28 protein-coding genes are annotated in these 26,558 nt (G+C 62.2%); 5 read left to right on the top strand and 23 right to left on the bottom strand.

The annotated features are described in order from the left end of the window. Both AC1DEL_RS04185 and AC1DEL_RS04180 read right to left on the bottom strand, forming a co-directional pair. Positions 1-2,709 carry a toprim domain-containing protein gene (locus AC1DEL_RS04185; protein ID WP_477125271.1) on the bottom strand — a complete coding sequence of 903 codons (2,709 nt, stop codon included), beginning with the start codon at positions 2,707-2,709 and terminating at the stop codon, positions 1-3. Between the two features lie 84 nt (positions 2,710-2,793). Further along, positions 2,794-3,042, bottom strand: coding sequence for an Ogr/Delta-like zinc finger protein (locus tag AC1DEL_RS04180; protein WP_441644402.1), 249 nt, complete (start codon positions 3,040-3,042; stop codon positions 2,794-2,796). A gap of 308 nt (positions 3,043-3,350) precedes the next feature. On the opposite strand from AC1DEL_RS04180, the gene AC1DEL_RS04175 reads away from it, so the two are divergent. The 5 genes from AC1DEL_RS04175 to AC1DEL_RS04155 all read left to right on the top strand — a co-directional run bounded on the left by AC1DEL_RS04175 (position 3,351) and on the right by AC1DEL_RS04155 (position 9,621). Then, positions 3,351-3,869, top strand: a complete 519-nt coding sequence (locus AC1DEL_RS04175; protein ID WP_441644401.1) for a helix-turn-helix domain-containing protein — start codon at positions 3,351-3,353, stop codon at positions 3,867-3,869. 224 nt (positions 3,870-4,093) lie between these two features. Then, positions 4,094-7,042 (top strand): KAP family NTPase, encoded by a 2,949-nt coding sequence (locus AC1DEL_RS04170; RefSeq protein WP_441644400.1) that lies wholly within the window; start codon positions 4,094-4,096, stop codon positions 7,040-7,042. 237 nt (positions 7,043-7,279) lie between these two features. Then, a complete protein-coding gene (locus AC1DEL_RS04165; protein ID WP_441644399.1) occupies positions 7,280-7,768 on the top strand; it encodes an OB-fold protein in 489 nt (162 codons plus the stop codon). Between the two features lie 32 nt (positions 7,769-7,800). After that, complete coding sequence (locus AC1DEL_RS04160; protein ID WP_441644398.1) at positions 7,801-8,298, top strand: hypothetical protein; 498 nt, start codon at positions 7,801-7,803, stop codon at positions 8,296-8,298. Positions 8,299-8,415: 117 nt separating this feature from the next. Continuing rightward, on the top strand, positions 8,416-9,621 hold the full coding sequence (locus tag AC1DEL_RS04155) for a hypothetical protein (RefSeq protein WP_441644397.1): 1,206 nt from the start codon (positions 8,416-8,418) through the stop codon (positions 9,619-9,621). Here the strand turns inward: AC1DEL_RS04155 and AC1DEL_RS04150 are convergent. The 21 genes from AC1DEL_RS04150 to AC1DEL_RS04050 all read right to left on the bottom strand — a co-directional run bounded on the left by AC1DEL_RS04150 (position 9,604) and on the right by AC1DEL_RS04050 (position 26,556). After that, entirely contained in the window at positions 9,604-10,371 is a 768-nt protein-coding gene (locus AC1DEL_RS04150) for a DNA-methyltransferase (RefSeq protein WP_477125270.1), read from the bottom strand. The two genes, AC1DEL_RS04155 and AC1DEL_RS04150, sit on opposite strands and share 18 nt — an antisense overlap. Continuing rightward, complete coding sequence (locus tag AC1DEL_RS04145) at positions 10,343-10,531, bottom strand: Com family DNA-binding transcriptional regulator (RefSeq protein WP_441644395.1); 189 nt, start codon at positions 10,529-10,531, stop codon at positions 10,343-10,345. The genes AC1DEL_RS04150 and AC1DEL_RS04145 overlap by 29 nt, the downstream gene beginning before the upstream one ends. Positions 10,532-10,771: 240 nt before the next feature. Continuing rightward, complete coding sequence (locus tag AC1DEL_RS04140) at positions 10,772-11,914, bottom strand: phage late control D family protein (RefSeq protein WP_477125269.1); 1,143 nt, start codon at positions 11,912-11,914, stop codon at positions 10,772-10,774. A 5-nt stretch (positions 11,915-11,919) separates the two neighbouring features. Beyond that, the gene (locus AC1DEL_RS04135) at positions 11,920-12,360 is read right to left on the bottom strand and encodes a phage tail protein (protein ID WP_441644393.1); all 441 of its coding nucleotides are present in this window, start codon (positions 12,358-12,360) and stop codon (positions 11,920-11,922) included. Positions 12,361-12,362: 2 nt separating this feature from the next. Further along, a complete protein-coding gene (locus AC1DEL_RS04130) occupies positions 12,363-14,918 on the bottom strand; it encodes a phage tail tape measure protein (RefSeq protein WP_477125268.1) in 2,556 nt (851 codons plus the stop codon). Beyond that, a complete protein-coding gene (locus tag AC1DEL_RS04125) occupies positions 14,915-15,031 on the bottom strand; it encodes a GpE family phage tail protein (RefSeq protein WP_441644448.1) in 117 nt (38 codons plus the stop codon). Before AC1DEL_RS04125 ends, AC1DEL_RS04130 begins: the two co-directional genes overlap by 4 nt. Next, on the bottom strand, positions 15,013-15,342 hold the full coding sequence (locus AC1DEL_RS04120; protein ID WP_441644391.1) for a phage tail assembly protein: 330 nt from the start codon (positions 15,340-15,342) through the stop codon (positions 15,013-15,015). Before AC1DEL_RS04120 ends, AC1DEL_RS04125 begins: the two co-directional genes overlap by 19 nt. Beyond that, a complete protein-coding gene (locus tag AC1DEL_RS04115) occupies positions 15,339-15,887 on the bottom strand; it encodes a phage major tail tube protein (protein ID WP_477125267.1) in 549 nt (182 codons plus the stop codon). The genes AC1DEL_RS04120 and AC1DEL_RS04115 overlap by 4 nt, the downstream gene beginning before the upstream one ends. A gap of 33 nt (positions 15,888-15,920) precedes the next feature. Further along, positions 15,921-17,093, bottom strand: a complete 1,173-nt coding sequence (locus tag AC1DEL_RS04110; RefSeq protein ID WP_477125266.1) for a phage tail sheath protein — start codon at positions 17,091-17,093, stop codon at positions 15,921-15,923. 129 nt (positions 17,094-17,222) lie between these two features. Then, the gene (locus AC1DEL_RS04105; RefSeq protein ID WP_477125265.1) at positions 17,223-17,951 is read right to left on the bottom strand and encodes a tail fiber assembly protein; all 729 of its coding nucleotides are present in this window, start codon (positions 17,949-17,951) and stop codon (positions 17,223-17,225) included. A 14-nt stretch (positions 17,952-17,965) separates the two neighbouring features. Then, positions 17,966-19,591 (bottom strand): phage tail-collar fiber domain-containing protein, encoded by a 1,626-nt coding sequence (locus AC1DEL_RS04100; protein WP_477125264.1) that lies wholly within the window; start codon positions 19,589-19,591, stop codon positions 17,966-17,968. After that, positions 19,588-20,208, bottom strand: coding sequence for a phage tail protein I (locus AC1DEL_RS04095; RefSeq protein ID WP_477125263.1), 621 nt, complete (start codon positions 20,206-20,208; stop codon positions 19,588-19,590). The genes AC1DEL_RS04100 and AC1DEL_RS04095 overlap by 4 nt, the downstream gene beginning before the upstream one ends. After that, positions 20,201-21,115 carry a baseplate J/gp47 family protein gene (locus tag AC1DEL_RS04090; protein WP_477125262.1) on the bottom strand — a complete coding sequence of 305 codons (915 nt, stop codon included), beginning with the start codon at positions 21,113-21,115 and terminating at the stop codon, positions 20,201-20,203. The genes AC1DEL_RS04095 and AC1DEL_RS04090 overlap by 8 nt, the downstream gene beginning before the upstream one ends. Next, positions 21,112-21,474 carry a GPW/gp25 family protein gene (locus AC1DEL_RS04085; protein ID WP_477125261.1) on the bottom strand — a complete coding sequence of 121 codons (363 nt, stop codon included), beginning with the start codon at positions 21,472-21,474 and terminating at the stop codon, positions 21,112-21,114. The genes AC1DEL_RS04090 and AC1DEL_RS04085 overlap by 4 nt, the downstream gene beginning before the upstream one ends. Further along, on the bottom strand, positions 21,471-22,088 hold the full coding sequence (locus AC1DEL_RS04080; RefSeq protein ID WP_441644383.1) for a phage baseplate assembly protein V: 618 nt from the start codon (positions 22,086-22,088) through the stop codon (positions 21,471-21,473). Before AC1DEL_RS04080 ends, AC1DEL_RS04085 begins: the two co-directional genes overlap by 4 nt. A gap of 290 nt (positions 22,089-22,378) precedes the next feature. Then, positions 22,379-23,959, bottom strand: a complete 1,581-nt coding sequence (locus AC1DEL_RS04075) for a hypothetical protein (RefSeq protein WP_441644382.1) — start codon at positions 23,957-23,959, stop codon at positions 22,379-22,381. An 82-nt stretch (positions 23,960-24,041) separates the two neighbouring features. Continuing rightward, the gene (locus AC1DEL_RS04070; RefSeq protein ID WP_441644381.1) at positions 24,042-24,491 is read right to left on the bottom strand and encodes a phage virion morphogenesis protein; all 450 of its coding nucleotides are present in this window, start codon (positions 24,489-24,491) and stop codon (positions 24,042-24,044) included. Beyond that, positions 24,488-24,928 carry a phage tail protein gene (locus AC1DEL_RS04065; RefSeq protein ID WP_477125260.1) on the bottom strand — a complete coding sequence of 147 codons (441 nt, stop codon included), beginning with the start codon at positions 24,926-24,928 and terminating at the stop codon, positions 24,488-24,490. Before AC1DEL_RS04065 ends, AC1DEL_RS04070 begins: the two co-directional genes overlap by 4 nt. Beyond that, on the bottom strand, positions 24,925-25,434 hold the full coding sequence (locus AC1DEL_RS04060) for a hypothetical protein (RefSeq protein WP_477125259.1): 510 nt from the start codon (positions 25,432-25,434) through the stop codon (positions 24,925-24,927). Before AC1DEL_RS04060 ends, AC1DEL_RS04065 begins: the two co-directional genes overlap by 4 nt. Then, on the bottom strand, positions 25,431-26,237 hold the full coding sequence (locus tag AC1DEL_RS04055) for an N-acetylmuramidase domain-containing protein (RefSeq protein WP_477110193.1): 807 nt from the start codon (positions 26,235-26,237) through the stop codon (positions 25,431-25,433). Before AC1DEL_RS04055 ends, AC1DEL_RS04060 begins: the two co-directional genes overlap by 4 nt. After that, positions 26,215-26,556 carry a phage holin family protein gene (locus tag AC1DEL_RS04050; protein ID WP_477125258.1) on the bottom strand — a complete coding sequence of 114 codons (342 nt, stop codon included), beginning with the start codon at positions 26,554-26,556 and terminating at the stop codon, positions 26,215-26,217. The genes AC1DEL_RS04055 and AC1DEL_RS04050 overlap by 23 nt, the downstream gene beginning before the upstream one ends. Between the last annotated feature and the right edge of the window lie 2 nt (positions 26,557-26,558).

Below are 26,558 nucleotides of genomic sequence, written 5' to 3'. Positions count from 1 at the left end.
TCAAACTCCATGATTGGCCGAGCGTTCCTCGAAGACCCAGCACTTCACGCTGCTGGGGCGCTTGGGCGCATGGAGGTTCTCGGCGTTGAAGCGCGCGTTGATCGCGCTATTGACCACCCGCAGATCGATGAACTTGCGGTGCCGGGAAGTCTTGAGCACGCGCTTGAGGTCGGTCAGCGGGGGGAGGGTCAGGCGGCGGTCATTGGCCACCTGTTCAAAATGGCGGAGGCTGATGGCGATGATGTTGTCGCCACGGGCATGGTTGAGCACGGCCTGAGCGTCGTCAGCGGACTCGATGTGGTCGTACAGCTCCCAGAACTCCTGCACGAGCGGGTGATCGGCGCCGATGGCATGCTGGCGCTCCACGGCCATCCCAACCAGCTGGCGCTGCGCGGCATCGCGGTGCTCGGTGGGCAACGGTAGGACGATGGGCAGGCAGTCCACCAGCGCCATGACCTGCGCGTGGTTCTTCACCAGGCGCTGGTGCTTGATGTCGGGGTTGCGGGCGAGCAGATCCTGGTAGTGCGGCATGCGCTCGACGTAGCGCGCCAGAATGTCCTTCTCCTTGAGCACAGCCGACAACAGGAAGCCGGAAACGTCCTCCATCGGCATCTGCTCCAGCGCGCGGGCGGCGGCGAAGGTATCGGCGTTCTGGCCGGCGCGGTCGAAGTAGAGGTGAACAATCCGCTGCAGCACCGCCTCGCTGGCATTGACGTCGGCGTTCTGGCTGATCACCACTGTGCCGCGAAAGGGCGGCTCGTAGGTTTCGTTGCCGGCGTTCTTCACACCGCGTGCACGCGTGCTGCGGCCGTTGTAGGCGGTTTTCAGCTCGTTCCAGTCGAAGCCCTTGACCTTGGCACCGTCCTCGCCCCGGTCGCCCTCGATCAGGACAACGGGCAGGTTGGACACCTGGGCGAAGTTGCGCGCGCGGGCAGCCAGTGATGACTTCGACGGGTCGAAGCCTTCATAGTCGCGCCGCCCGCACAGCTTCCACAGGAACTCGATCAGGGTCGACTTGCCGGCACCGGGCTCGCCAACCACCTCGAGGAACGGGAAGCTCTTCTGCTTGATCCCATCGCCTTCGCGGATCTGCTCCGCAAACAGGGAGCCGAGCCAGAACGCGAGCGCCACAATGGCCTTCGCACCGAAGGCGCGCCACAGCAGTTCCAGCCAGTCGTGCCGCACCGCCTTGAGGTCGGAATTGAGCGAGAGCCCGGCTGACCCGCCGATAGTCTTGATGGACAGCCGGCCCACATCGAAGAAGTCCTCGTCGTTCAGCGCGAACAGCTTGCCGTTCTTGACCGCCACATCGGCATAGACATAGCAGCCATGCTCCTTGGCGTAGCCGACGAAGTCGATGGTCTGCACGCTCTTGATGCGGTGCATCTGCTCCTTGAGATAGGAGTCGAGTTGGCCGTTGGATCCCGTGTAGAACGCACCGGGTGCGACGGCCAGCAGTCGCTTCTTGAACTCGCTGGCGGATGCAACCTGCGAGCTGGTGAAGGTGTTCTTCACCGGCTCGGAGTCATGCGGGAACGCCACGCGAAAGTAGTACCAGGCCTCGTCGGTTGCAAGGTTGGCCTGGTAGTAGAGGACCGTGGGGAGGCATGTGGCAATGTTCGTGACGATTCCCGCCTTGAGCATCGCCTCGTCGCGGATCTCCTGCTCCGCCAGATCGCGGTGGGCCTGACGCACCGCATCCATCTCACGATTGAGCGCCTCCAGATCCACCTTGAACCAATACAGGCGACTGTGGAAGTCGAACGCGAACTGGCTCATGCCGGTGCGCCCGTATATCAGACGCGCCTTCTCTGCGGGTGTGGGCGCCGCCATCAGGTCACCGAGGTATCGGTATTCGCCAATGTCCAGTGCGGACAGCTTGTTGAGCTGGTGGAGGTCGTTCCAGTCGCGCTTCTTCGCACCCGCAGGCTTGGGCACCACGATGGACGCTTCCCATCCCTCTTCGCGACTGCGCTCCAGCCATTGCATCGCATAGCGGGTGCCCGCGCGGTCGCCATCCAGCGCCCACGCCAGCTTCGGCCGGGGGCGGTCGTTGGCTGCGCATTGCTCCGCGAGGCCGCGCAAGGCGAGTGCCGGATAGTTCGTGCACGACATCGCAGCGACGGCTGCAATGCCGTGGTGCGCCAGTGCGATGCCGTCGAAGATGCCTTCGACAATCCACAGTTCTTCGAAATCGACCAGGCTCAGGCCGGGAGGCTGCCACCACATGGCGCCGTAGCTACCGTGGAACGTCGCCTTGCGGTCGCCGAAGCGGTGTGCCTGGTCGATGATGCGTTCCCAGTAGACCCCCGGCGCCAGCGCGAAGCGCACGGTGGCACTGCCGATTTTCAGCTCGTGGCTGTAGTAGCTCTCCTGCGTGTACCAGTCGCCGATCTTCAACAGATCGAAGCCACGCCCGTCCCGCATATAGGCATCTGCGGATGCCTTCGGATTCTCGGCGGTGGGCGCGAACCGGTCAGACCAGCTCTCGAAAAGATCGGCGTACAGATCCTTGATGTGGAACTCGGCCCCGCAGTTATTGAGCCGGTTGCAGCGCACCACCCAAGGCGCCTCGCCGAAGGCCCACAAGGTCTTCTTGCCGCAGGAGGGGCACTTGCCGCTTTCCAGCTTCTCCCCGCCGCGCTTCTGCTTGAAGGCGTAGTCCCGCAGCAGGCGGGCGGTGACTTCGCTGTGAAGGGATGGGTTCATGAATCTCTGGGCAAAAAGAGTCCCTCACGCCCGGTGAGGGGCATGAAGCGGGAAATCGATAAAGGGGAGGGTGCTAGGCCGCTGTCAGGTGACCAGCAGGTCTAGCTGGCGGTCATCTGCGCCGCCACCGCGCGGTCGGCTCACGGGCAGGTAGACCTGGGGATTCGGAACCATGCTCGGGGCTATGGTCGCGATCACCGAGGTGATGGTCTTGCAGGTGTACGCGCACTCGACGTTGGGGCATTGCCAGTAACCCTCTCGCGAGAGCAGCGATACCGCGCGGCTGGTGCGGATCTTCATGCGAAATTCGCAATGTGGGCAGATGAGTCTCATGTGCAGGATCTCCCGCACTCACACGAACCACTGGCATCCAGCCCGAACTCGCGCTCGTAAGCTGCCATGCCCCGGAGGAACATCAGGCGGGTAAAGGCCGCTCGGGAGCGGAATTCCGCATCGCCATATCGGTCCGCTTTCGCGACCTCGGCCGGGGTAAGTCGAATGGCCACGGGTACCGTGTCTGGCTGGCGGGGCGCGCGCAGGGCAGGAGGCTTAGTAGGCATACGATATGATTGGGTTTCGTTAGTGTGCGCTAAACATCTTAGTCTCCAATTTGGAGACTCAATTGATAAAAGTCAACCAAAATGGAGACTCTCGGTGAGCGACTGAAGTCCGAAAGACTTCGTCTCGGGCTGACCCAGACCGCGTTTGGTGAGGCGCTGGGCGTTGCGAAGAACGTGCAGAGCCGGTACGAACGCGGGGATCGGTCGCCTGACCCGCTCTATTTGGCGGCTGTCATCCGAGTCGGCGTCGATGTGCTCTACGTCCTCACCGGCAAGCGACTTCCACAAGACGCCATCTCTCTGGACGCCGCCCGCGTTGCAGCTGGCCAGGCCTACAAGGCCGCTCAGGCTTTGGGCAACGATCTGCCAGTCGAAAAATTCGAGAAGCTGTTTGTCACGCTCTGCGACACCACGGCGGCGAGGGAAGAGGCAAGCGCAACCGGGACATCTGATCCCTCCGTGCAAGGCGTTCACGATCGTGCGCACGCCATTGCAGGTGGCGCTCACAGCGTGCAGGTTGGTGGCGACATCGGCCAAGTCGTCCATGGTGATGTGCGTAGCCCAATCAAAATCAAGATGAGCAAGAAGGGGCGAACCTAGATCGGGCGGTGTGCCGAAGACTCAGCGCTGGATATTGCTAGTACTTGGAAGACGATATTAGCGAATCCCTTACTTTCTGCTCTTCGGATTGTCGTGTCGGCCATCGTCTTTGTTTGTGCCGGCAGTAATGGGTCAAGAAGGCCGGCTTCACTCGGATATTCACGTGGGCTGCAGAGTAGGTAAATGCGCGAGGAGACCGCGCTGCACCATGGAGGAAGAACTTGATGACGGCTGACAAGCCAACGATGAATATGCCAGAGTTACTGATATTCATTAAGTCGCTCGCCACTGGTTTCATCGGCGCTGAGGTTTGCCGCGCTGCCTTTTACCTCGGTGCGAACTTCGCTGATGCGTTGTCGGATGTGCCCCTCTTGGCGACGGTCGGCGGGATGCTGACGGCGCTGCTGTTATGCCTGATCTATGCCGTGAAGCGGGGCGCGCACAGTGCCGCTGCCCGAATTGTCCGTAGCTTGCGACTTGATTTACTCATTGCGATCGGCATCGGGATCTGGACGAACGAGTTGGTCTCGCCTTGGTTGGCTAAGCTTCACGTGGCTCTTAAGAGTTCGGATCCCCATTGGGCGCCAGCGGTCCTTCTCCTACTCTGCGCAGTATTGTTGTCGCCTCTCGTACAAAAGTACTTGCCAAGACGCAAGAGACCGACTTCACAGCAGTACTTCATTGTCGACGAGGAAATCGGGCATGAAGATGACGATCTGCTTGCCAGCAAGGCGCAAGCCAAGTCGTTTGCTGACACTGTTCTTGCGAGCGGTGCTCACCCAGGGCTCGTCTTTGGAATCGATGGGCCATGGGGAGTCGGCAAGACAAGCTTCATTAATTTGGCTGAGCGATATTGGAAGGAAGAGGACGATGGGCCCATTGTCTGTCGATTCGAACCCCTTCGGTACGCATCAGAGCCAGACCTTGCGGATCGATTGATCCGCGACTTGTCCGCCGCGATTCAACGAGAAGTTTTTGCTCCGGAGTTTCGACCGGCCGCGTCGCGGTATTCGAGGTTAGTAAAAGGAAAAGCCGACATTTCATTTCTTGGATTCAAACTTTCGCTAGAGCCGTCGCAGGAAACCGTTGACGATCTTCTCGATGCCATCGACGAGGTTCTAATCCGTATCGACCGGCGCGTCATCATCGTTATTGACGATCTTGATCGTTTGGAGCCAAAGACTGTGAACAATGTTTTGTTCGCAACGCGGCGGACGTTCAAGCTTTCGCAGGCCACCTATATCCTTTGCTACGACACGGAGGTACTTGCGGGAGGTCAGGAGGAGGGATCGAGGGCACGCGATTTCCTCGAAAAGTTTGTGACAGCCAAACTGAGCCTTTTCGTGGACAGTTCAGACATTCGAAACTTCTTGCGGAAGAACTGGGAACGCGCAGACGATCAACTGGGCTCGATACCTTCCGATACGATGATGAAGCTCGGCTCAGTGCTCAACGAGTTGGCAAATGTTCTCGACGGGGCTCTGGCGGCGAAGTACTTGCCTCTTGTCGGCGACCTGCGGAAGGTGAAGCGATTTGTCAACGCTATGCTGCTCATGCAGATCGAGAAGAGCGACTTAGGTCGGACGGACTTTAACAAGTGCGACCTCATCAACCTCATGCTCTTGCATCTGAACTATCCTGGGCTATTTAGGCGGATCTATGCCGAAGAGACGGAGGGGCGGGGCGGCGTATTTTCTGTGCGTCGCGAGCACGGCGAGCCAAACTTTCAAAACTCCGAAGAGTTCCTGGCGCTAGTCGCCGAGCAAAGGGGGGCGGCGGCGTTCTTGTTAACGCAGCTTTTCGATGTTAGAAGCTTGGATTTGGGGGATCCGAGCGAACTTGATGAGGCAGTTCTGACGTCCCGTGCGTGTTTCAACGATGACCACGCCAGGAATCTGGAGGGCTACCTCAAACTCATCGTGCGGTTCGCAACGCCAGAACCGCAGGCGACATTTGTTCTTTATCAGGACGCCGTGGAAAAAGTCCGGAACGGGGCGTCTATAGCTTTGATGCTAACGTCGCAGAACTTTCAGACGGAACGCTGGGAGTATGCGCATGACCAGTTCTGGAGGGTGCTGGTTAATCAGTCTCATGGCTTCACTCGGGATGTCGCTGAAGATGCCATTAACACGCTCGTCGACTATCTGCCTCGCTACCCGGCGATTGCAAAGGATGATCGCGGATTGCGGTCGCGGTCGATCTACTCCCTGTTGAGGCTCTTGGATCGAGCTGGCTGGGGACGTACAGAAGGTCGTCGCCTTCCGAATACCCCGGAGAACATCATAGAGATCGCATGGCGGATCTTCGGCGAACAGTCCCATGAAGGTCTAATCCAACGCCTTGCCAGTGCCGATCGCGGCGTCCTCGGCTGGAACGATCTCATGCTGTTCAGGCTCCAATGTTCCGCGGATCGTCAAGGGCAGCTCCACAATCTTCATTCAGCCCTCATTCTGCATCAGGACAAGAATGCGGCGACAGCCGGTTCAGTTCGTGATCTCGCATTGATGGGCATGAGAAGACTGTCCCAGGAGGTCTTCGCACTGTTCAAACGGACTTACATTGATCCGCGGCGTAACTTTTTCGCAGAGGTCGATGATGCACCAATTGAAGCGTTTCTCGGCGAAGAGTCGACTCAACGCGGTCAACAGTCCTTAATAGACGATGAATCGGGACAAGGGACTCCTTCGCTTACTCAGCGTGTTTCCTCGGAGCGCTCTGCGGTCAAGTCTTTCGTTATATACCAGCTGAGCAATACATTCCCGCCAACGGGGTCGGGTGTTGGTTGTGGGCACTACGACGAGTCTGCGGCCGAGGATCGTGGCGGCATATCGAGACAGATGAACAAGTACGCGTTTGGTGTCTGCTTCAACCCCGATATCGACGAAGACAACATCTTCCTCTTCTTGGACCACTGTCTGTCGCATCTAAGTAACGCTTTCTTTTCGGACGGAGATGAAAGGGGCTTCGTCGCCACCAAAACCGGGCTTCCTGGAGGCTTTGACCCAAGGGAGATGGGACGGTATTGGAGTCGGTATGGGGAGCGTATTCGCCAGCGAGCCTTGCATGCGCAGGAGCGCATCGTGACGACCAACAACTACAGGGTCTCCTACGGCGAAGATCTGGGTGGCGTCTTCAAGGTACTCGACGAATTGGTCGACGAAGCAAAGACTTGAGGTGAAGTCCAAAAAGTTTAGGCGAACCCGTTGCCGCGTAAGCTCAAATGGGGTTTACCGCCTTCACAGACGGTAAAAGTTTCTTAATATCTGATCTAAGTAATTTTCATCCAGATTAGGATTACTGCGATTTCCTTCTTCTACCCCTTCCTCTAGGTTCGGAATGCCCTGCGATTTACAACCCCGCAGGGCTTCCATCAACCGCCCAGCTTTGCGGGCATTCCAAGAGGTCAAGGTATGAAGAAGGCATTCCAATGGATCGGCATCCTCGCCGCCGTGCTCATCGTGATCGGGATCCTCTCTGGCAAGGACGAGCCGACCGCGTCGGAGTCGGCGGTGGCTGCCACGCCCGCTGCGCCGCCCGAGCCGCCGCAGAAGGTATCGGCGAGCGGCCTGCTCAAGACGTACAAGGACAACGAGATCGCCGCCAATGAGAAATACAAAGGCAAGCGGCTGATCGTCAGCGCCCGCATCGGCAGCATTGAGGCGGGAATGGGCGACGAGCCCTACCTCGTCCTGAACGCGGGGGGCGAGTACGAGTTCAGCAAACCGCAGGCGCATCTCGCAGAGGACCAGCACGGCGCTACGGCATCGCTGAAGAAGGGCCAGGCCGTGACGCTGGAGTGCATCGGCAACAGCGAGATCGCCGGCACCCCATGCTCAAGGATTGCCGCGTTCAGTCGTCCTGATTGGGGCTGGCGTTGGGCTGTGCCCATGATGCGCTGACTTGCCCTGCGCCTTCATTGATGCGAGTGAATATGAAGACTCACGAAGCAGCCGTGGAGGGGGATGCAGGGCAAGTTGTGGCCGGCAACTCGGTACACAAAGAGGCGAATGCCCAAAGCCATCTGAGCAATGTCATCACGATCAACAATAACGAAGCCTTGACTCCCGTACGGACCATTATCGGAATGCGCAGCAACCAGTTCGGCGCGGCATCAGAGCATGACCATTGTGCCGGGTGCGCCGCGATTGCCGTCGCGCTGGAGCGCATGCGCACGGGCATGGGGCTGCTGGCGCTGGGCCTTGTTTGCGTGATGGCCGTGACCGGGTATGCCATCTTCTCCGGGCCGCTGGCGCCGGCTGCGACGGGCGCTCCGCCGGTCTGCCAGCATGGCGGCAAGGCGTATTCGCTGGGAAGTGTCGTGCGGATGTCGGACTACGGCATCTATGAGTGTTCCGTGTCCGCCGATGGAGGCCGGGCGGTCCGATGGGCTCCTGTAATGAATCCGGCCGCCAGCGGCAGGCTGCAATAGGGCTGGGCGGAGAAGTGGATTAGGCAACGCTGATGGCGCAGGCCGACGACGCCCGGAACTGTCGACTATTTTTGCTAAGCTCACGGCGATAAGGCAAAAAAGAAGAAAGGAGGTTGAATGGCGAGTCACAGAAAATTTACGCAGCAGCAGTCGCAGCCATCCCACCAAGCGCCGCTGAGCGGACCCACGGACCTGTTCATAAGCGCGCTTCCGCCGCTTATAAGAGCGGCCAAGGTGCTTATGTCCCCGGACCCGCTCAAGGCCGCTGGGCAAGAGAATCATTCGTGGTATAGCATTTTTGCTGCGTTTGGCTTGGCTATGACGTTCGCCATGCTAGCGATAATGTCCAGCGATGGTGCACCTTTTGTAGACCCGTGGACTTCGTTCTGGATGTACAAACTTAAGTTCAACGTCCAGCCTTCGTACAATTGGGAGGTTCTGCTCCGCTGTGCGGCATGCGTGATTGGTGCATGTACCATCAGCTATCTGGTTAGCTTGTTTTCGGGGATGCAATTAAAAGACGAGCCCAGAGAGACGCGGCAGCGAGCAGTGAGACTGGCTGGCTATGCGGCACTTTGCACCGCCTACACGTATGCAGTCACGTTGTTGTTGATTTGCGCATTGGGATGGCTGTTATATTTATTTAAGATGCCAATTTTCATCTTTGGATGGATGATGGCATCGACAATTATTGTCGTTCCTTTCACTGCTTGGAGAATGGCGAAGATTCTCGAGCGTACGTCATTGCGTCGAAAATCACGCATTCTGTTTTCGCTATCAATCAGCACAGCCACCATTACGAGTTGTTTGGCTGGTGCGATTTTCGCGATGGATAGCTTGGAAGCGGGACCACTTAAATACGGTCGCGCCGTAAACGTTGCCCGCAATATGCCCATCCCGGTGGTTGTTCAAGCCTGTGCTAAAACGTCAACAAATATCGTATGCGCCGTCACACTGTTTCCGGGAAAGTGGCAAGGCTATGAGATCATTGGTGACTGGAAGCTGGAAGGTGCGCCTAAGCCTACCGATGGTCATCCAGTTCGTCTCAGTTGGCATCCGGGCAAGGAATCGGATCGCCAATTTGCACTTGTCACGGTAGAGGCGGGTAAGGATGTCACTATCGAGCTCCACATCGCAGCCTCATCTGTCTGCAAACCGGATGGTACATTCATCGCCCAAGATGATCGTTTCTTCGCGGCTCAAGGGCGAGTGCTGGGTGAGCAGCACGACGCGCCCAAACAGATGCGCCTGCGAATCGACAATACGGAGTTGGGTTTTGTCGGAATGATGGAACAGGCCTGTCTTTCAGAAGGCTTCGCATAGCGCTTGCCGGGGCTGGGCCGAAGCGCGAAGGCGAGCCTTTGCCGCCTTGTGATACTCAGGCTCCAGCTCGCAGCCGATCCACCGGTGCCCCGCCTCCAGAGCCGCCACGAGGAACGTGCCCGAACCCGCGAACGGATCGCACACCACGCTACCGGGCGGCACCAGGCGGACGACTTCCCGCGCGAGGCCCAGGGGCTTCTCCGTCATGTGGCGCTTCGGACGAGGCAGGCGCTCCGGGAAGACCCCGGGGAGGTGAACCTTATGCCCCGCCGGAACCGCGCCTTTGGTGGCCCACACCATGAACTCGGCCTGCTGCGAGAAGCCTCCCATACGGGGCCGGGAGCCGCCTGACATCTTGTCCCACACCGCAATGCTGCGCCAGATGAAGCCGGCGCCCTGGATGGCGTCCGTGAGACTCGGCAGCTGCCGCCAGTCGGTGAAGCAGACAAGATGCCCGGCATCCTTGGTCGCGCGGAACGCCTCGCCCAGCCAGCTCAGGCACCAGAAGGTCCAGGAGCGCTGATCCTTGTTGTCGTGGTTGAACTCGGGGTAGACGGTCTTCACGTCGCCGCCGATGTACTTCTGGCCAGGCGCCTGGGCTCTTGTGCTGGCATGGAGGCCGCCAGATGAATAGGGCGGATCCGTGAAGAACAGGTCGACGGACTTGTCGGGCAGGCCGCGCAGCACGTCGAGGGCATTGCTACGGTATAGGCAGTTGAATTTAGGCGGGCGAGCGGCGGATATCTTCATGAATGGAATCTCCAGTACACGAAGCTCGCCGGCTCTCTGGTGCGGGGCGCTCGGCCCTCAGTTGGTTCATCGTGCCGCAGCGTGGGCACTTGATGGCAAGGCAGACGTACTCGCCCATGCCGAGCTTGCGGTTGCAGCTACCGCAGCGGATCTCCTGCATCTCTGTGTTTCCCAGTGGCGTGCTAGGATGCCTGCGCCTCGCGAGGTGGCGCGGACCTGGCCGGACTGGCAGGCTGCTACTGCTGGAACGGGGCGTGGCTGGTGCTCGAACACCGGCCACGTCGCCGCGTCTTTTTCTTCCCGCGCCGGTCGGTGGCCGGCGCGCTCACACACATGATGCCGCCGGCGCATCCGATGCACACGGCAGGCATGTTGTTCCTGTCGTTGCCACAACAGACAGTCAGGTCGCTTCAGCTCCACTGTCGTCCATCTCCGCCAGCTTGACCTCCAGCTCCAGCGCGGTCGTATAGCCTTGATCCGACATGTTGTGGGTCACCTTCGCTATGGTCCACCGCGAATTGTCGATCTGTGGCTTCCAGCCCCGTACGACCACAGGCAGTTCCGGAAACAGGTCAGGGCGGCCACGGGCAAGTGTGATGCTGAACGAGGCTGCGCCACGTTGGATTCGCTGCCACTCCGCGCGTGCTGCTCTCTCGGCGTTTCCCTTTGACGCATAGGTGTGCCGAAGCACCTTCACGTTGTCCGGGTTCGGATTGGCGATGACTTTGGACGCCGCTTTCTCCTTGCCCTTTTTCTTCTGCCCCGGCACCGGCTCCGCTACCACGGTGGCTGTGTTCGATGCGTCGATCACCACCTCGCCCTTGGCCGCGCGGCGCGCGTCCTGGTAGTACGCCTTCACCCCGTTGTAATTCTCTCTATCCGCCACAAGGAAGCTGTGGGTGTCGCCGCTGGCGCGCGTGATCTCGACTGTGGGTAGCGGGACGCCGGACGCGCTTTGCGCCGCCCCGGTCTTGATGAACAGGAGCTTTCCCTGCTTGACGGTGGCGATGGCGTCGTGATCCCTGGCGAGGCGCGTGAGGAAGTTTGCGTCCGACTCGCCGGTCTGGTCGATGTGATCGATGACCAGGCTGGCCAGCGCGGACGCCACGACGGCCGCAAGGCCGTTTCGGGAGGCGATGGCGCCGACGATGGCGCCTATGGTCTGGTCGCGGTAGGACCGCTCCTTGCGGGTCGTCATGCCCCCGGTCAGGTCGACACTGCGCGCTCGGATGGTGAGGCGGTCCGGCGGGCCGGAGTGCTCAAGTTCGTCCACCTTGAACTGGCCCTTGTCGAGCACGCCTGTGTCCTGCCAGCCGATCCCCAGCGAAAGCGTGGCGCCCTTCTCGGGCAGGGCGAGCATGCCGTCCGCGTCGTCCAGCTCGATGTCCAGCTGGTCGGCCTCGAAGCCGCGATTGTCGGTCAGGGTCAACGAGATCAGCCGGCCCTCAAAGCGGCCAGTAATGTCGGTCGCGCCCTGCATGAGGCGATACACAGGCACCGCTGCGGTGCCGACCACGGCATCGGGGAGGGTAGGCAGGTCCATGATCGTCAGAGGCTGGAGAGCACGCTGGTGGCGGCGGCTAGGACGGCGTCGCCGAAGAGTTGCTCCAACTGGCCATCCACGCGGGTGAGCTTCAGCGAGAACTCGATGCGCCGGGCCTTGCCATCCTGGAAGAAGAGGGTACGGGTGACGGACAAGGAGTCGATCTCGAACATGCCGTAGTAGCGGCCAGACCCTTCGATCAGGACGTAGGCGAGGCCCGTATTGCCCATCTGCCGGAGCGCCTCGATGGTGTTGTCGCCCCCGCTCAGTTCGGGCAGTAGCACGCCTGAGAGCGTGACCGTTTCTTCATCGAGGCCGGTGAACTGCCGGGATGGCCGGCGCCCGACCCGATTGTTCGACGGGTGGCGCCACCCGATCTGGTGCTGGAACTCCTGATAGGGCGCAGTCTCCAGGGCGAAGACGAACAGCCCGAGGGCCATCATCATGGTCAGTCCTTGTCCGTCAGGCGGGAGCGCGCGCGGGCACGTCTCTGGCCCTCGAGGCGCTGCAGCTCGGCGGCTACCATGCGGGCGATTGTCTGCTCGTTGGTGCCCGCCGGTGGGTGGATGTTGATGATCACGGGCGCCGACGCGGTAGGCGCTGCGCCGGCGGACGCAGGGGAGGGCGCCGCGATGGGCGGGCGGTTGTCAACGCGTACGGCGCCGGCCTGGGCCGTGCCGAGCGCGATCCCGGCTCCGATTCCAGCCATGGCCCTAGCTACCTTCGACATGACATCGAGCGGCCCGCCCTGATTCTCCGAAAGCCCTTGCTCCAGCCCCGCCATGGTGAAGCCGCCGAGCCGCGCGAACACGCGGCTGGGTGAGCGGATGCCGAGCTTGTCCTTGAACCACGTCCCGATGCCGTCCGCGATCTCTCCAACACGGTCCTTGAGCGCCTTCCACCGCGCTTCAATGCCGGCCAGCAGGCCATTGATCATTTCTCGACCAGCGGTGGCCAGCGAGTCCTTCACCCCGACAAACCAGTCAGCGACCCCCTTGGCTTTGGCCTTGATCCAGTCCCATGCCTGGCTCGCCCGGTCCTTGATGCCTTGCCACAGCTCCGAGAAGAACGCCTTGATCGGCTCCCAATACTTGATGAGCAGGAACGCGCCTAGCGCAATCGCCGTGATGGCGAGACCGATCGGATTCATCAGGAACGCGCGGCCCACGAAGACAAACACCTTCCTCAGGAAGCTGAGAGCCTTGACGAGTCTCGTCACGAAGCCGGCGCCACCGCCAAACTTGATGCCGAGCAGCGAGAGGCCGTGCCGGACGATGACCAGAGGGCCGAACACAGCGGCCAGCGCCAGCGTCAGGCCACCCAGCACCGTCAGCAGCACCGCCACGGCGGCGGCGCCCTTGATCAGCCAGCCGACCAGCGCCGGGTTGGCCTTGGCGAACGCGTCGAAGCGGCTGATCAGCCCGCTGATTGAGTCCATCAGGCCGACGACGGTCGAACGCAGCACTTCACCGCCGGCGCTGCTGGAGTTGAACACCTGGTTCTGCAGGCGTTGCCAGCGGGCAGAAACGGTCTCCTGCCGCGCGGAGAACTCGCGTGCCATCGATCCTTCCGCCTTCGAGCCGTTGGCCAGCGCGAGCTGGCGGCGAAGCTCATCAGGCTTGTCCACCAGCTTCGCCAGCGTGTCAGAGTGCTCCATGCCGGTCAGCTCGACCATCACCCCGATGCGCTTGTCTTTCGGCAGCGTGCGGATGGCCTCGATGACCTTGAAGATGGTGCCCGTGGCATCGGCGGCCATACCCTTCTGGATCTCGGCCGTGGAGAGGCCGATCTCCTCGACTGCGGCGTGGAACTTTTTCGTGCCTTTCTCGGCCGCCGCAAGCTTCTGCGTGATGGCATTGATGGCCGTGCCGGCCGTCTCGGTGCGCTCGCCGAGGGTCAGCAGTGTTGATACCAGCGCCGCCGCGTCCTTCGCTGGCATGGCCATTCCGGACACGACGCCGGATATGCGGTTCAGGACGTTGATGATGTCGGCGCCCTTGCTGATGGCGTTGTCATCGAGATAGTTGACCGTATCTGCCAACCCCATGATGGCGGTGGTCGGTATCCGGAAGTTCTTGGAGACCTTGCCCATGCTCTCGGCGATCTCGTCGGGCACTGCGTCAAACGCGGTGGCCATCATGGCGACGGTGCGGGTGTACGCAATCAACTCGTTGCGGGGCACTTCCATCCGCGCCCCGGCCGTGACCATTTCCGCGATCCGCGCGGTCGGGATCGGCAGTTCTTCGCCAAGCCGCCTGATCTGCCGAGCCATGTCGTAGTAGACGGCCGTCAGCTTGCCGCTGGGGTCGCGCGCACCGTCTACCTGCCGCGCGATGCCCAACATGGCATCTTCGAAGGTGACGTAATCCTTGACAGCCTTGGCGATGGGCGTCATCACGATGCCGCCAGCGGCCACGGTCGATGCGCCGGCGTTGAGCATGGCATTCCTTGCGGCCATGCCTTTCTGATATTGCGACTGTGCAGCCGCGAGCTGCCGGTGCCTGTCCCCTACGGCCTTGAGCTGCGCCTGCTGCTGGGAGAGTGCCTGCGATGCGGAGGCGATCTGTCCGCGAAGGGTGCGCTGCGCCTGGCCCAGATTCGTGGTGCTGATGCCTGCGGCGTCCAGCCGGCCGCGCACCGCCACGAGGTGCTGCTGGAGGTCCTTTCCGCGTTGCTTGAGCTGTTGCGCTTCCTGCGCCGCCGTCTGAAAGGCGCGGGACATCGCGGCGGTGGGCTTGTCCGTCGCCGCAATCTGCTGAGCCAGCGCCTTCACCCGCGTCTGGGCGGAACGCAGGCGGTTCTCCGTGATGGCGGCATCCTTCGACAGCTTCCGGAAGCCGTCGATATTCGCCTGCGCCCGGTTCAGTTCCTTGAGCTGGTCACGTGTGGCCTTGACGGTCCTGGCCAGTTGGGTACTGCTGCCCGTGATGGCACGGAATGGGCGCGTCACCCGGTCGACGGCCTGCAGCAGCACCTCCAGCCGGAGGTTACGAGGCGTGCTCATTCATCGGCTCCGCTGCGTTCGATGGCGCGTTCGCGCCATTCCATTAGTTCGCTGAGCCCCATGGCGAACAGTTGCTCAGGGGGCCAGTGGAAGATCACTGCAATGTCGGCGATTGCGTCTTCGACTCGGTTGGGAAGTCGTCCATCTTCGCCGACCTCGGCAGCAAAAAATTGCTCACCGCCGTGCCAAGCTGCGTGAGGTCGGCGGGGTCCAGGCGGCTGACGTCGTGCTGCGTCAGCGTGGGGGTGGTGATGCGGGGCAGGACGGCGTGGAGCGCCAACACGTCCATGCGCATCAGGTCGACCAGACTGCAACCGCGCAGTTCGCCCGCACCGGGCTTGCGTACCTGAATCTTGGCGATGATCTGCTCGCCGCGCTTGAAGGGATGATCGAGATCGACGTCAATCGTAGTGGGTTGGGTCATGGCGTTGGATTTAGGCGTTGCGGTTGGAATTCTTCTTGCAGGCCCATCGCACGGCGCTGTTCGGCCAGACGATCGACCCCGAAGATGATCTCGATGAAGTTGACGTGGTCGATCTCGCACCACACCTCGCCGTTGACGGTGAGCTTGTAGTACGAGATGGCGGACTTCACCTTGAACTGGCTGTTGTCTCCAACCTTGGCGTTGCCCAGGTCCAGCTCGGTGTGACGGCCGCGCACGACGACTTCAACGGCGTCCACCTCGGCGGTGTCGTCACGCTGGTAGGCGCCTGCGAAGCGCAACAGCACACCGTCGACAATGGTGATGCCCCACGCCTTGAAGATCTCGCGCATGAGGCCGCCGTAGGTGGCTTCCAGCTCCATCTTCTCGGCGCCGAGGTCGATCTCGATCGGGCCGTTCATGCCGCCTGCGCGGTACTCTTCGAGCTTGCGCGTCAGCTTCGGTAGCGTGAACTCTTCCGTCTGGCCCACGTAGCTCACGCCATCGTGGAAGACGTTGTAGTTCTTGAGTTTGCGTGGCAATGCCATGGTGATTCCCTTTCAGGTAGCGGCAGCAGGCGCTTACGCGATGACGGCCTGCGCGAATTGCATGAGGTAGCGGTCGGTGATGCGTTGGCGGAGCTGCAGGTTCTCCAGCGGCGGTACCGGCGTGTAGTCGTAGTCGAGCGCGAGGCCACCGGACTTGAGCGTGTCCTTGGTGTTGACGTGCGGATCAATCCACGCCTCGCCGCCGAGCAGGTAGCCGTTGCGCTTCAGGGTGCGCATCTTGCCGTTGATGCCTTCGAGGAGGTCGCGGACCAGGGAGGGCGTCATGGGCAGATCCATCGCCCAGGCATGGGCGTCCGCCATCGTGTCCGCCAGCACCTGCGCGGTGCGCGTGTAGTTCTCGAAGGCAAACAGGGGATCCGCACTGCAGGTGCGGGAGCCCCAGAAGCGGAAGCCCTGAAAGTTGACCAGCGTGGTCACTTCGTTTTGGTTCAGATAGCCGGCGTCGGTGTCCGGATCCTGCAGATCCCAGAAGACGTCCTTTGACAGGCCGGTGACGCCATTGACGGCTACGTTGGAAAGGGTCTTGTGCCAGCCGACCTCGTTGTCCAGCTTGGCACGCAGCCCGAGTGCGCGGGCGGTAGCCCAGAGGGTGGATTCAGCATGTGTGACGGTGTTCCAGCCGACGAAGTCCGGCCAGATCGTCATCAGCTCACGCTGCCCAAAGTTGTCGCGGTAGGCGACGGCTTCTTCCTTGGTCTCGCAGCCGAAGGCGGACACATACGCAAACGCGCGCAGCTTCTGCGCCACGCTGGCCAGCTCGGTGGCCACCGCCAGGCTGTCCAGCCCCGGAACGCCCAGAATGCGTGGCGTGACGCTGAGCCTGTTCTTTGCCGACAGCAGGGCCTTCATGCCGGTGAAACGCCCGTTGTCATCGGTGCCGCCAATCAGGTTGCTGGTGGACTCGGCGTCTGTTGCACCCTTGGCAACGCGCACGACCACGGTGAGCGGGTTCGCCTGGTCGGTGATGGCGTCGAGCGTCGGTGCCAGCGTGCCCGTGTCGCCGGCCTTGCCAAGGCTCGCCATCGGGTTCGTCAGCAGAACCGGTGTGTTGAGGGGAAAGACCTTGGCATCGGCATCATCCGCAATGCAGACGATGCCGGGCACGGCCGTTTCGATGGTGCGTATGGGTCGCGTGCCTTCGTTGATCTCAACGACGCGTACCCCATGGTGATAGTCAGATGGCATGCAGTCCTCCGGGAGTGGGCCAGACGATGGTGGAGTCGTCCCGGTAGGATGCTGCGCACGCGCGAAGCTGTCGCCTCCGCAGTGTTGTATGCCGGTGCGGCACAACAAGCCGCACCGGCGCGCGTGGTGCTAGGCTGCTCCCTCCTGTGTCAGGGGGCTGTCGGATGGCACGGTTGCCATGGCCTGCGCCCGCTCGCGTTCCGCCTGTGCGGCTTCGGCCTCCGCTTGTTGTTGGGCCAAGCGTTGTTGTGCTTGCATGCGTCGCTCCTGCTCGACGATTGCCACAATCTCAGTTTCATTCGGCTCCGGCGGCCATTCAGCGCGCGCAGGAAAGTCAGACGAATTCACCACTCGCACCAGGTCCATTTGATACGTTGCCCAGGCCCGAAACAGGGCAGCCTGCTGTTCGTCGAGTAGACCGGCAGCAAACGCGTCGGCCATGCCGTGGTTCATCTGCCGAGCGAGATCCATTCGCTGATCGAATTCCGACATGGCCGCTTGGCGAAGCGTACGGGTAACGGCTTCGGGATCCAGCGTCCATTCGCCGTTATCCCAACGATGATCGTTCGACGGGCGGGGCTGCACGGTGAGGCCCGCTTCCTCCAGCGTCACGCCTGCGAACAGGATCTCCGCCGCTTGTCCGTTGTCGCATCGATGCAGGATCTTCCCTCGATAGTCCGGCTTCAACACCCAGGAATCGTTCAAGAAGAAGGGCCAGGTGTTCGCCGTCCGTTCTGGCAGGGGAAGGGCGGTCGTGAACGAAGGCTGGAGCCATTGGCCGTCACGAAGTGGATCTGCGTCGGCCAGGCAGCTCGCGATGTACTGGCCGGTCAAGTTGTCGTAGGAATGGATGAGCATGTGCTTGGACTCCGTTAAAAGGCGCGAATGAACGCGCCGACTGCCACATTTCGTACGCGGACCTCGGTTCCCCCCGCGTTTTGGATGGTGACCGTGTGGTGATGACTTCCGCCATACCCGATGCCGATGTGATGGCTATGGGTTCCGGCGCCCTCGGTGTTGAACTCGTGCATGTGGTTTCCTGCAAAGCCGCTCATCACAGAATCAGTGCCGCCAGCATCCCGGTAGCTCCATCGGCCCACGGGCTGTACAGATATGCCACCGCCCACCCCGTGATTGTGGTTGCCTGCAGCGTGTGTCCATCCGTGGTGTCCGTGCCACCCCTGAGCATCGGTCCACGCGCTATGTGAATGGTCAGGTGCAGCCGAGGCGGATGCGACGTGGGTGTGCGACATGTTCTGGCTGGCTTGCCAACTCCCGACGGTGCGGGACTGGTCTACGCCGCGTCCCGCATCCCACATGCGCAGATGCTCGCCGCGAAAATCGGGAATGCGGAAGGTGGTCTCGTCATCCCCGGTGGAGAATGCACCGTGCGAACCGTCGGTCCAGTCCGCGTCAGAGACAACGGCTCCTGAGGCTATGGCGTAGGCCCAAAGCTCCGGGTAATCGGCTCGAGTCAGGAGCACGCCATTGAGCTTGAGGTAGCCGGCGCGGACCGTGGTCCGGGTCTCCAGGACGATGCGCCCGATCTCGGTTCTGGTGGCACTCGCAACGGCCGCCGTGACAAACGCGGTGGTGGCAAGGCGGGCGGTGCTGTCACCGGGCGCGGGTGTCGGCGCGGTCGGAGCCCCGATGAATGACGGCGATGCCAGAGGTGCGAAGTAGTCTGCGCCGGCACGTTTGAACCTGAGTGGCGTCGTGCTTACGGTAACGGGGACGAGGCTGGTCAGTTGCCAAAGGGACTCGCAGTTGAGCGCACCTTCGTCCACTGGCACCAGCATCCCGGACCGTACCTTCTCGTCCGCATCCGCATCTGGGGCTCGCGTCCAGTTCCCTTCGGCGGCGAGGTAAATGCCGTTGTCACCCTCAACCAGCTGGTTCTTTACCAGTATCCGATCACCCTCGACAAGTTGAACGTCGTCGACAATCTGCAGGCCCGACAGGGTCACGAGGTTATCCACGGTAGCGACCCGGGTGGCAGCTTTGCAAGCGCCACGCAGTGCCGCCTGGGAGACCGACCGGTCCACGTGATCCCGCGTAGCGAGCACGATGGACGGATCGACCTTCAGATCCACCCTGACGTCTCCGGTAACGATGATGACAAGACGAATCACCTGGGTACGCCCCGCGCCTTCGGCGAGCCGCGGCTTGTACGTCTCAGGCACGTTGCTGTAATAGCAGAGCACGCCGCTGTCGTCATAGAGGCCGGCTTCGCGGATCCACCAGCCACCCTCGTCAGCTGGAATCACCTGTTCTGCGATGAACTGGCCAGGGTTCTCCGGATCGGGAGCCAGCGAGTTGAGATCCGCGCGGCGCTTCTCGCTGGCAAGCTCGGTGCGTTCGCGATTCGGCACGGGCAGGGCACCGTTGCCGTCGCCAACGCCCATCTGCGATAGTCTGAACGGAATGCCAAGGGCTTGGGCATTGGCAATCCTTGCCTCGCCGGCGGCGGTGGGTAGGAGGAAGTATTTCTGCGTCATGGCTCTAGTGGTGCAACAGTGACGGTGTCGATGATGTGGAAGGCCCCCGCATGGCGCAGGCTGCCAGCTGCCGTAATCACATCCGGCGCGAAGGGGTAGACGGTGAGGACGTCGCCGAGCAGGGGCGCGCCAGCAAGGCGCACGGCGCCGCGCACTTCGACGTTGATGGCAAGCCCGGTGAGATGACGAGAGAGCGGCTTGGCGCCGTCGATCAGCAGCTCCAGTTCCTCGTAGGTATCCTCGGTGATACCTTTGTCGAGGACGCCGATATCAAGGGCGAACGTGCCGCGCGGTCCCGGTGGCTCCATGTCGTACCAAGGCACGACGCGAATCAGATAGCCCATCGGTTCGATGGCACGTCGTATGGCGCCCACGGTGCCTTTATGCTGATGCACGAAGAAGGACGAATCGACGACCGCCCGCTTCGTCGCATCTGGCCACGTGGGTTCCCACCGGTCTACGGACCGTGCCCATCCAAGGAACGGCAGCACGCTGTCGGGGCAAGCCTTCGCATCGCCGATATCACGAATGGGTATGGGTATGTCATCGATCGCTGCGCCGGTTGCGGCAAGATTGCGCTCGATGGCCGAGGCATTGGGAGGCAGGAGATCACTCACGTGCGCCTCCATCGATTACGCTCACGCCAGTGCAGTAGCCAGCCTGCGTGGCATCGAGCGCCAAGTCCTCTGCGGGAAGGCGGATCTCGACGCGGGAAACCCCTTCGGAAAACAGCGCGTTGTTGATGGCCGAACGGTCGATATCGCGCCCGAGGCGGCGGCTCTCTCGCCGGTGCGCATCGACGCGCCTTCTGGCCTCCGCGAGAACGAGTTCACGCTCGGGGCCGGCGGTGCGGGTGTAGACCGTCGCATCGATCGTGTAGGGCATGATCCGGGCGGACTGAATGGTCACGCGGTCAGCGAGCGGCCGCACGTCCTCGTCGCTCAATGCGGCCGCAACGTTGTCGAGGACCTCCTGACCGACACTTCCATCCCCCTCCTTACCCAGCACGGTGATCACCACCTCGCAGGGCGCCGGGCTGATGGCGCTGACATCGGCGATGCGACCGTCCGCGCTGCGCGCATGGAACTTGTACCCCTCGCGCGGTCCAGCGGTCGACAATCCCTCGAACGCGAGTTGCGTGCGCTTCCTCAACGAATCGTCATCCTCCATGACTACAGGGGTGGGCGGATTCTTCGTGTCGTCCGCTGGACTGACGACCAGGCGCTTCACGTTGTGATTCGCGGCGACGTGCTCCAGGTCTTTGCCTTTCGCGTAGGCAAGCATGCGCGCACGGGCGGCGTCATTGATGCGCTGGCGCAGCACGGTCTCGCGGTAGGCGTTCTCCTGAATCAGCTTCACGATGGGCTCTGATTCCAGCTGCAGCGTTCTTGCCACCTCGGCCCGCTGGCCCGCTGGAAAGAAGGAGACGAAGCGCGCCATGCGCTCGGCGACGATGGTCTCGTAGTCGAGCGTCTCGACCACGTCTGGAACGGCCAAGAGCGTCAGATCGATGGGTGTCGTCATTGCCTGGCCTCCCGTACGGGAATGGAGAGGGTGCCGAGCGGGCCACGCCGGGCGCCATCGATCCGATCCGCGTCCAGATCTACGGTCAGCGCCTCATCGCCATCGACAGAAAACGACGCGGCATTCACCTGCACGCGAGGCTCCCACTTCACGATGGCGGCTACGGACGCCGACATGACGCGCAGCCGCGTGACGGGATTCAGGGGTTGATCGATCAGCATCGGCACTTCGGAGCCGTAGGTGCGCCGCATGACGCGCGAGCCCACCGGCGTATTGAGGATGTCGCGGATGGACTGACGGATGTGCGCCAGATCGGTGATGGCCCGGCCGGACGCGCTGTTGAGGCCCAGGTAGGTCATCGGGTGCCCTCCGTCCAGTCGCCGCCGCGCCGGACGTTGCCATGGCCGTGGTCGTCCAACACCACGCCGTTGGAGGAGAGCCGGCCACCGTTGTGGTTGAAGTCTCCCGAGATCGCGTTGCCGTTGTCGCCGCCTCGGCCGGCGATGCCGTTCTGGTAGGAGAGCAGCCCCTTCACGGTCACGTTGCCGTCGAACGTGGTGTCGGGGCACTTCACCAGGACGCTGGTAGCGGCCTCGACGATGACCTTCCGGATGCCCGCCACCGACAGCGTGCCGGTGGCGTGGTTGTAGGTAGTCGTTGCACCGTCGGCGTACAGCGTCACGGTTACGTCGGCGCTGTGGCTGGGGGTGTCGTTGCTGTCGGAAGGAATGCCGCAGAGCACGACGCCGTTGCGCAGATCGCCGCTCGGGCAGAACAGGAGGACTTGTTCACCCGTGGTTGGGGGACTCCACGTGCGAGTGCCGCCGGCGCGGCGCTCGGCCCACGGCAGCCAGTCGGTGGTGATGCCGCCGGTCCGCACGCGTACGCGCGGCGGCTTGCCGTGCTGGATCTCGGTCACGGTGCCGAGGCGCAGCAGGTTTTCGATTAGGCGGAGGATTTCTGCGGAGTGCATGACCGACAGCGTGTCGTATGCGCGCAAGGTCGTCACCCGGGAACTGTTGTGTTTACGACGAGCACAACGCTCCGCCAGCCGGCGCCAAGATGAGCGGGGGCATTCCGCGCCTCCAGAATTCGAGCCAGCTCCTATCCTGGCCTACGTCACGGACTTGCCATGGTCGCGTCAGTTGGGCTGGGTAGTCCCTTCCTGGTTTTGCCAGGGAAGGACTGCAGCTGGTGTACGTTCGCGCCCGTGCGTGGCACGTCCCCCTAGATCACCCCGGGTTCGATAACGCTCATGCCGAGCTAGTCGACGCACTGGGAGGGGATTTCATCGGGCACCTGAACCTGCAGGTATTCGATCTTCAGGTTGAAGTCGCAACGAAGCCGTGCAAGGTACTGGTTGGTGGCATTGTCCAGAGGCGGCTCACCGACAGCGAACAGTTTTGTAGGCTCCAAGCCGCCGGCCCGAAAGCCATACTCCAGCAACTGCCCCATCGCTTGCCGTACTACATCGGCGGCGTTCTTGCCGATCTTTATTTCGTACAGGTGGCAACCGCCCTCAAGCGGTTTGGCGATGGCGTCCGCAAAGCCACCGGTTCCTGTTGGGCATTCGGTTTTCACCCGATCCTCGCCATACTGAGCCGTCAACAATTTGAACAGGGCGTCCTGCACTTGATTGTGGCGAAGCTCGATGGAACGCAGAGCCGGCAAGATGTTTGCTTCGGTAGCGGATGGACGTGGTGTGTGTCCGGCACGGAAGTCGGCGTCTGCCACGCGAGCACGAAGTTGATCGACGACGAACCACGGGAAGATGTTTCGGATGAGTACTTCGCCACCGAAGACGTTCAGCCTGTCCAGATGGGCCACTAGGGCTTGGGTACGTTCGGCCCAGCTTGTGGTGTCCGGTATGACGAAGTTTGTGTGGTCGACGAACCAGGGAAGGGCTTGATTCTGGATGCGCCAGTCCACTGTGGTGTGATATTGGTGGGGATGCAAACCGGCGAAGGTGCGCGCGATCAACAGGCGCGGCACCATGCTGATCCGATCTTCAGACCTCCAGCGTTCAAAACGACCTACGATCTGTTCGAAATTCTCCGGGCTGCTGTCCTTGTGGACATCGCGGATGACCTGAACAAACTCCTCTTGCATCCTGTCCACGATATTGAAGCTCAGCATGCCCTGGCCGGCATAGGCGATGTCGTTATCCGCAGTCTTCCAGAGGGTGACGAAGATGTCTTGTGGGCGGTCGCGCGACATGGCATCTGCGATGTCCTGGATAACTTTGCGGTAGCGCGGTAGCCACCGGGCCTGCAGCCAGTTCGATTCCTCGTAGAAGCCGTCCAGGAAAGCCTGCGCTTCGTCATCCAGTTCTGGAGGCCGGGGAGGAATCTCCAGCGCCTTATTGGAGGTTCTCGATGTTGCGCGAATTTCTGACGGAAGGGACGGACGAGTCCCGCCCGTCAACCGAGCGCGAGCAGCGCCGACTGCAACGGGGGAGAATTCGTCGGGGTACCGGTCGATAATGGCTTCAAAACTGAGGTTACGCAGGCCAGCCTCCTCAAGTACTTCGAACCCTTTGGAGGGCTGTCGGTTCAAGACCATGCGCTCCGCTGCAGCGAGCGCACCATGCCGGGCGAACATACTGCGGGTACGAGTGGCGCGGAAGGTACGCCCCTTGATCCTCGTCTGCTCCTCTTCGTAGGCGTAAAGCGCCGTCGCGATAGCCTGCTGGGCGGGGGTTGTATAGCCCTCCTCGATAGCTTGTAGCACCTTGGCATGCGCCAATGCCTGCGCTGACAACTCTGGATGCCCCAACCGTAGCGCATTTTCGGCCAGCTGGCGGGCGTCCTGCGACGTCTTGGTTCGTGCAATGCGTTCGTCCATCGGTCCCCCTTTTGTTTGGAGGGATTCTCGCACGCGCCCCGCCTATCGGTGTGGCGGAAACGAGACGAGCCAGGCGGACGCGTCAACCCTCAGCGAGATGAGAAAGGATCAAATCTACGAGGCGATCTGTGTCTCTATCCGCTAGCCCCAGAAGCTCGCGCTGGGCGTACTGAACTTCGAGGCCGCCCATATTTACCCGATCACGAAGCCCAAACTGATGGACTGACGCGATGCGCTGGACGTTGCCAGCGAACGTCACCACGGCGCTGTTCGCATCGGACTGCGCCTTCATGAAGCGGGAAGTCCGCAGGCGCATGAACATGGCCCGCCGCACGCGCCCGGTGCGCTGCCTGAGGCGCGGTTTGCGGGGCTCGTAGGCGGTGCCGTCGGGATCGCGCTGCTCGGCGATCCGCGTCGTCTGGCGGCGGCGTAGCTCAGTGGCCACGGCGCGCAGCAGCGCGCGGCGCTCCTTGTTGTCCAGCTTCTGCAGGAATGCGCCAGCCCAGGCGGTCAGGTCTTCTAGTTCCCTCATGGACTGGGCAGCCTCCAGCCGGAAGGGTCGTCGTGCGGATCGACGGGCTCCGGGGCGTGCGTGACTTCATGACGGCCGTCTACCACCCTCACCACCACACGCTCGGTCAGCGGCAGTCGCAACTGCAGGTCGACGCAGTCGTGGTTCAGGATGTCCGTTTCGAACCTGAACCCATCCGGCCGCTTGTCGGGACTGGTGAACAGCTCGGGCTGGTTTTCGCGCAGCCACGCCAGCACCGGCACCATGATCGCGTCCGCGCTCTCGGCGAAGTCGGTCAGGATCATCGTCAGGGTGTACTGGTATTCGAACGAGATGGTGTTCGCGCCGGTCGCCACCACGCGCCCCTCGTCCACGAAGAGGTGTAGCTTGTCCGGGTTGCGCTTGAGATCCTGCACGGCTTCCGTAATGGCCCTGCGCAGGTCGGAGGGCTTTCTCACGGTGCGGGGTCTCCGATGATGGTGACGCCTTGCGCCCGCAGCGTGGCCTGAAGCGCCCTCAGGCGTTCGGCGTTGACGTGGCCGGTGGTGTAGTTGTGGACGACGGTGCCGGCGACGGCAGAGAGTGGTATTCCTGAGGCGGTCGCATCAGGATCTCCGGAATCCTGATCGAGCACGGTGCCGGCGGCGGCAGCGTCGTGCAGGCGGACAAAGCCGACAGGCACAGTGCAAGCGGCATCAGCCTGGACGGAGACATAGCGGGGTACCTCCTTGATGATGGTGTCGCCCTTGACCCGGACGGTATGGACGCGATCGACGTAGCGGGTGACCTCCACGACGCCTTTGTCGGCGCTGTTGAGCTGGGAGCGCAGCGACGCTGCGAGCGCCTCGGCGTCGGATGCGCGGTGCATGGCATCCCGGTAGCGGCCGGCGAGCCAGGCGCCGGCACCGGCCACGCCTGACAGAGCCAGCACGGCGGCCAGCATGATGAAAAGGGTGCGCCTCATGCCGGTACCTGTTCTTCCGCCTCATAGCGCGCGAAGGCACGGGCGAGCTTCACGTCGTAGAGGTTCTCCTTGTAGGCCGGGCCGTTGTAGCCGCTCGCGAATGCGGCCCAGCGCTGTCCCTTCAGCGCCTTGTGCAACACCGGGTCCGTGATCACGAACTGGACGAACGCTTCGAGCTGCTCGGGTTCGCCCCGGCGCATGGCGTCGGTGAACGCTTCCACGCTGGTATAGCCGAGGCGCTGCCAGTGGTAGCCCATGATCTGGAATATGCCCCAGCTTGCCGACGCGAGCGCGCATGGCTTGTCAAGCTCTACCGCGCGGGAGAGCCGCATGTGCTCGGCACCCTTGCCCATATACCCGCCGCGCTTTGGATTGGCGATGTTCGGGTACAGGCGGGCCAGCGCGTCCGCGTCGTGGCCGGCGGCGCGCAATTGCCGGTACATGATGTGCCGTTCGAACAGGATTACCGGCCGGCCGTCCGGAAGAAAGCCAGGGCCATGGCTCTCCACCTCGTTTACCGCCCGCACGCTGGCCAGCTTCACGCCCAGCGTTGCGGCGGCGCCGCGCAGGTCGTCAGCACCCAGGTGCCCGGGCCGTTTGCCGTCGAGCTGCAGGGCCAGCAGCGTCTTGGGGCCCGCCAGGCCGTCCACGACCAGGCCGTAGCGCAGTTGCGCCGCTCGGACAGCCGCCGCCGTCGCCGCATCGAATTCACCGTTCAGGTCGATGTGCACGCCGCGCGTACGCAGCAGCCGCTGCAGTTCACGCACGTCCGCACCCACGTCACCGCGTCGCAGTGTCGTCATGGCGAGACCTCCTAAGCAGGCGCAGCAGAAAGGACTCGCCGTCGCTGGCGCCGTCGAGGCCGGCGATGCGGAACAGCTCAACCACGTTACCGCGCACCGCGAAGATGGCGACGCAGAGGACAGCTGTGAAGCCGTTCTGCGCCAACAGTGCCCATTCATACCGCCCGAACAGGACGCCGATGGCGGCGGCACCGGCCATCACGATCAGGCCGTAGGCCAGCCGCGCTGCCCAGGGACGGTGGACGCCACCGTCGCGGCGAAAGAACAGCAGCCGGGCGGCGATCAGCGCGCACAGGAGCGCCTGGAGCACGAAGAGCATTT

The sequence above is a fragment of the Cupriavidus sp. 10L43_2 genome (assembly GCF_056395265.1).
This window is presented reverse-complemented; position numbering and strand designations above follow the sequence as displayed.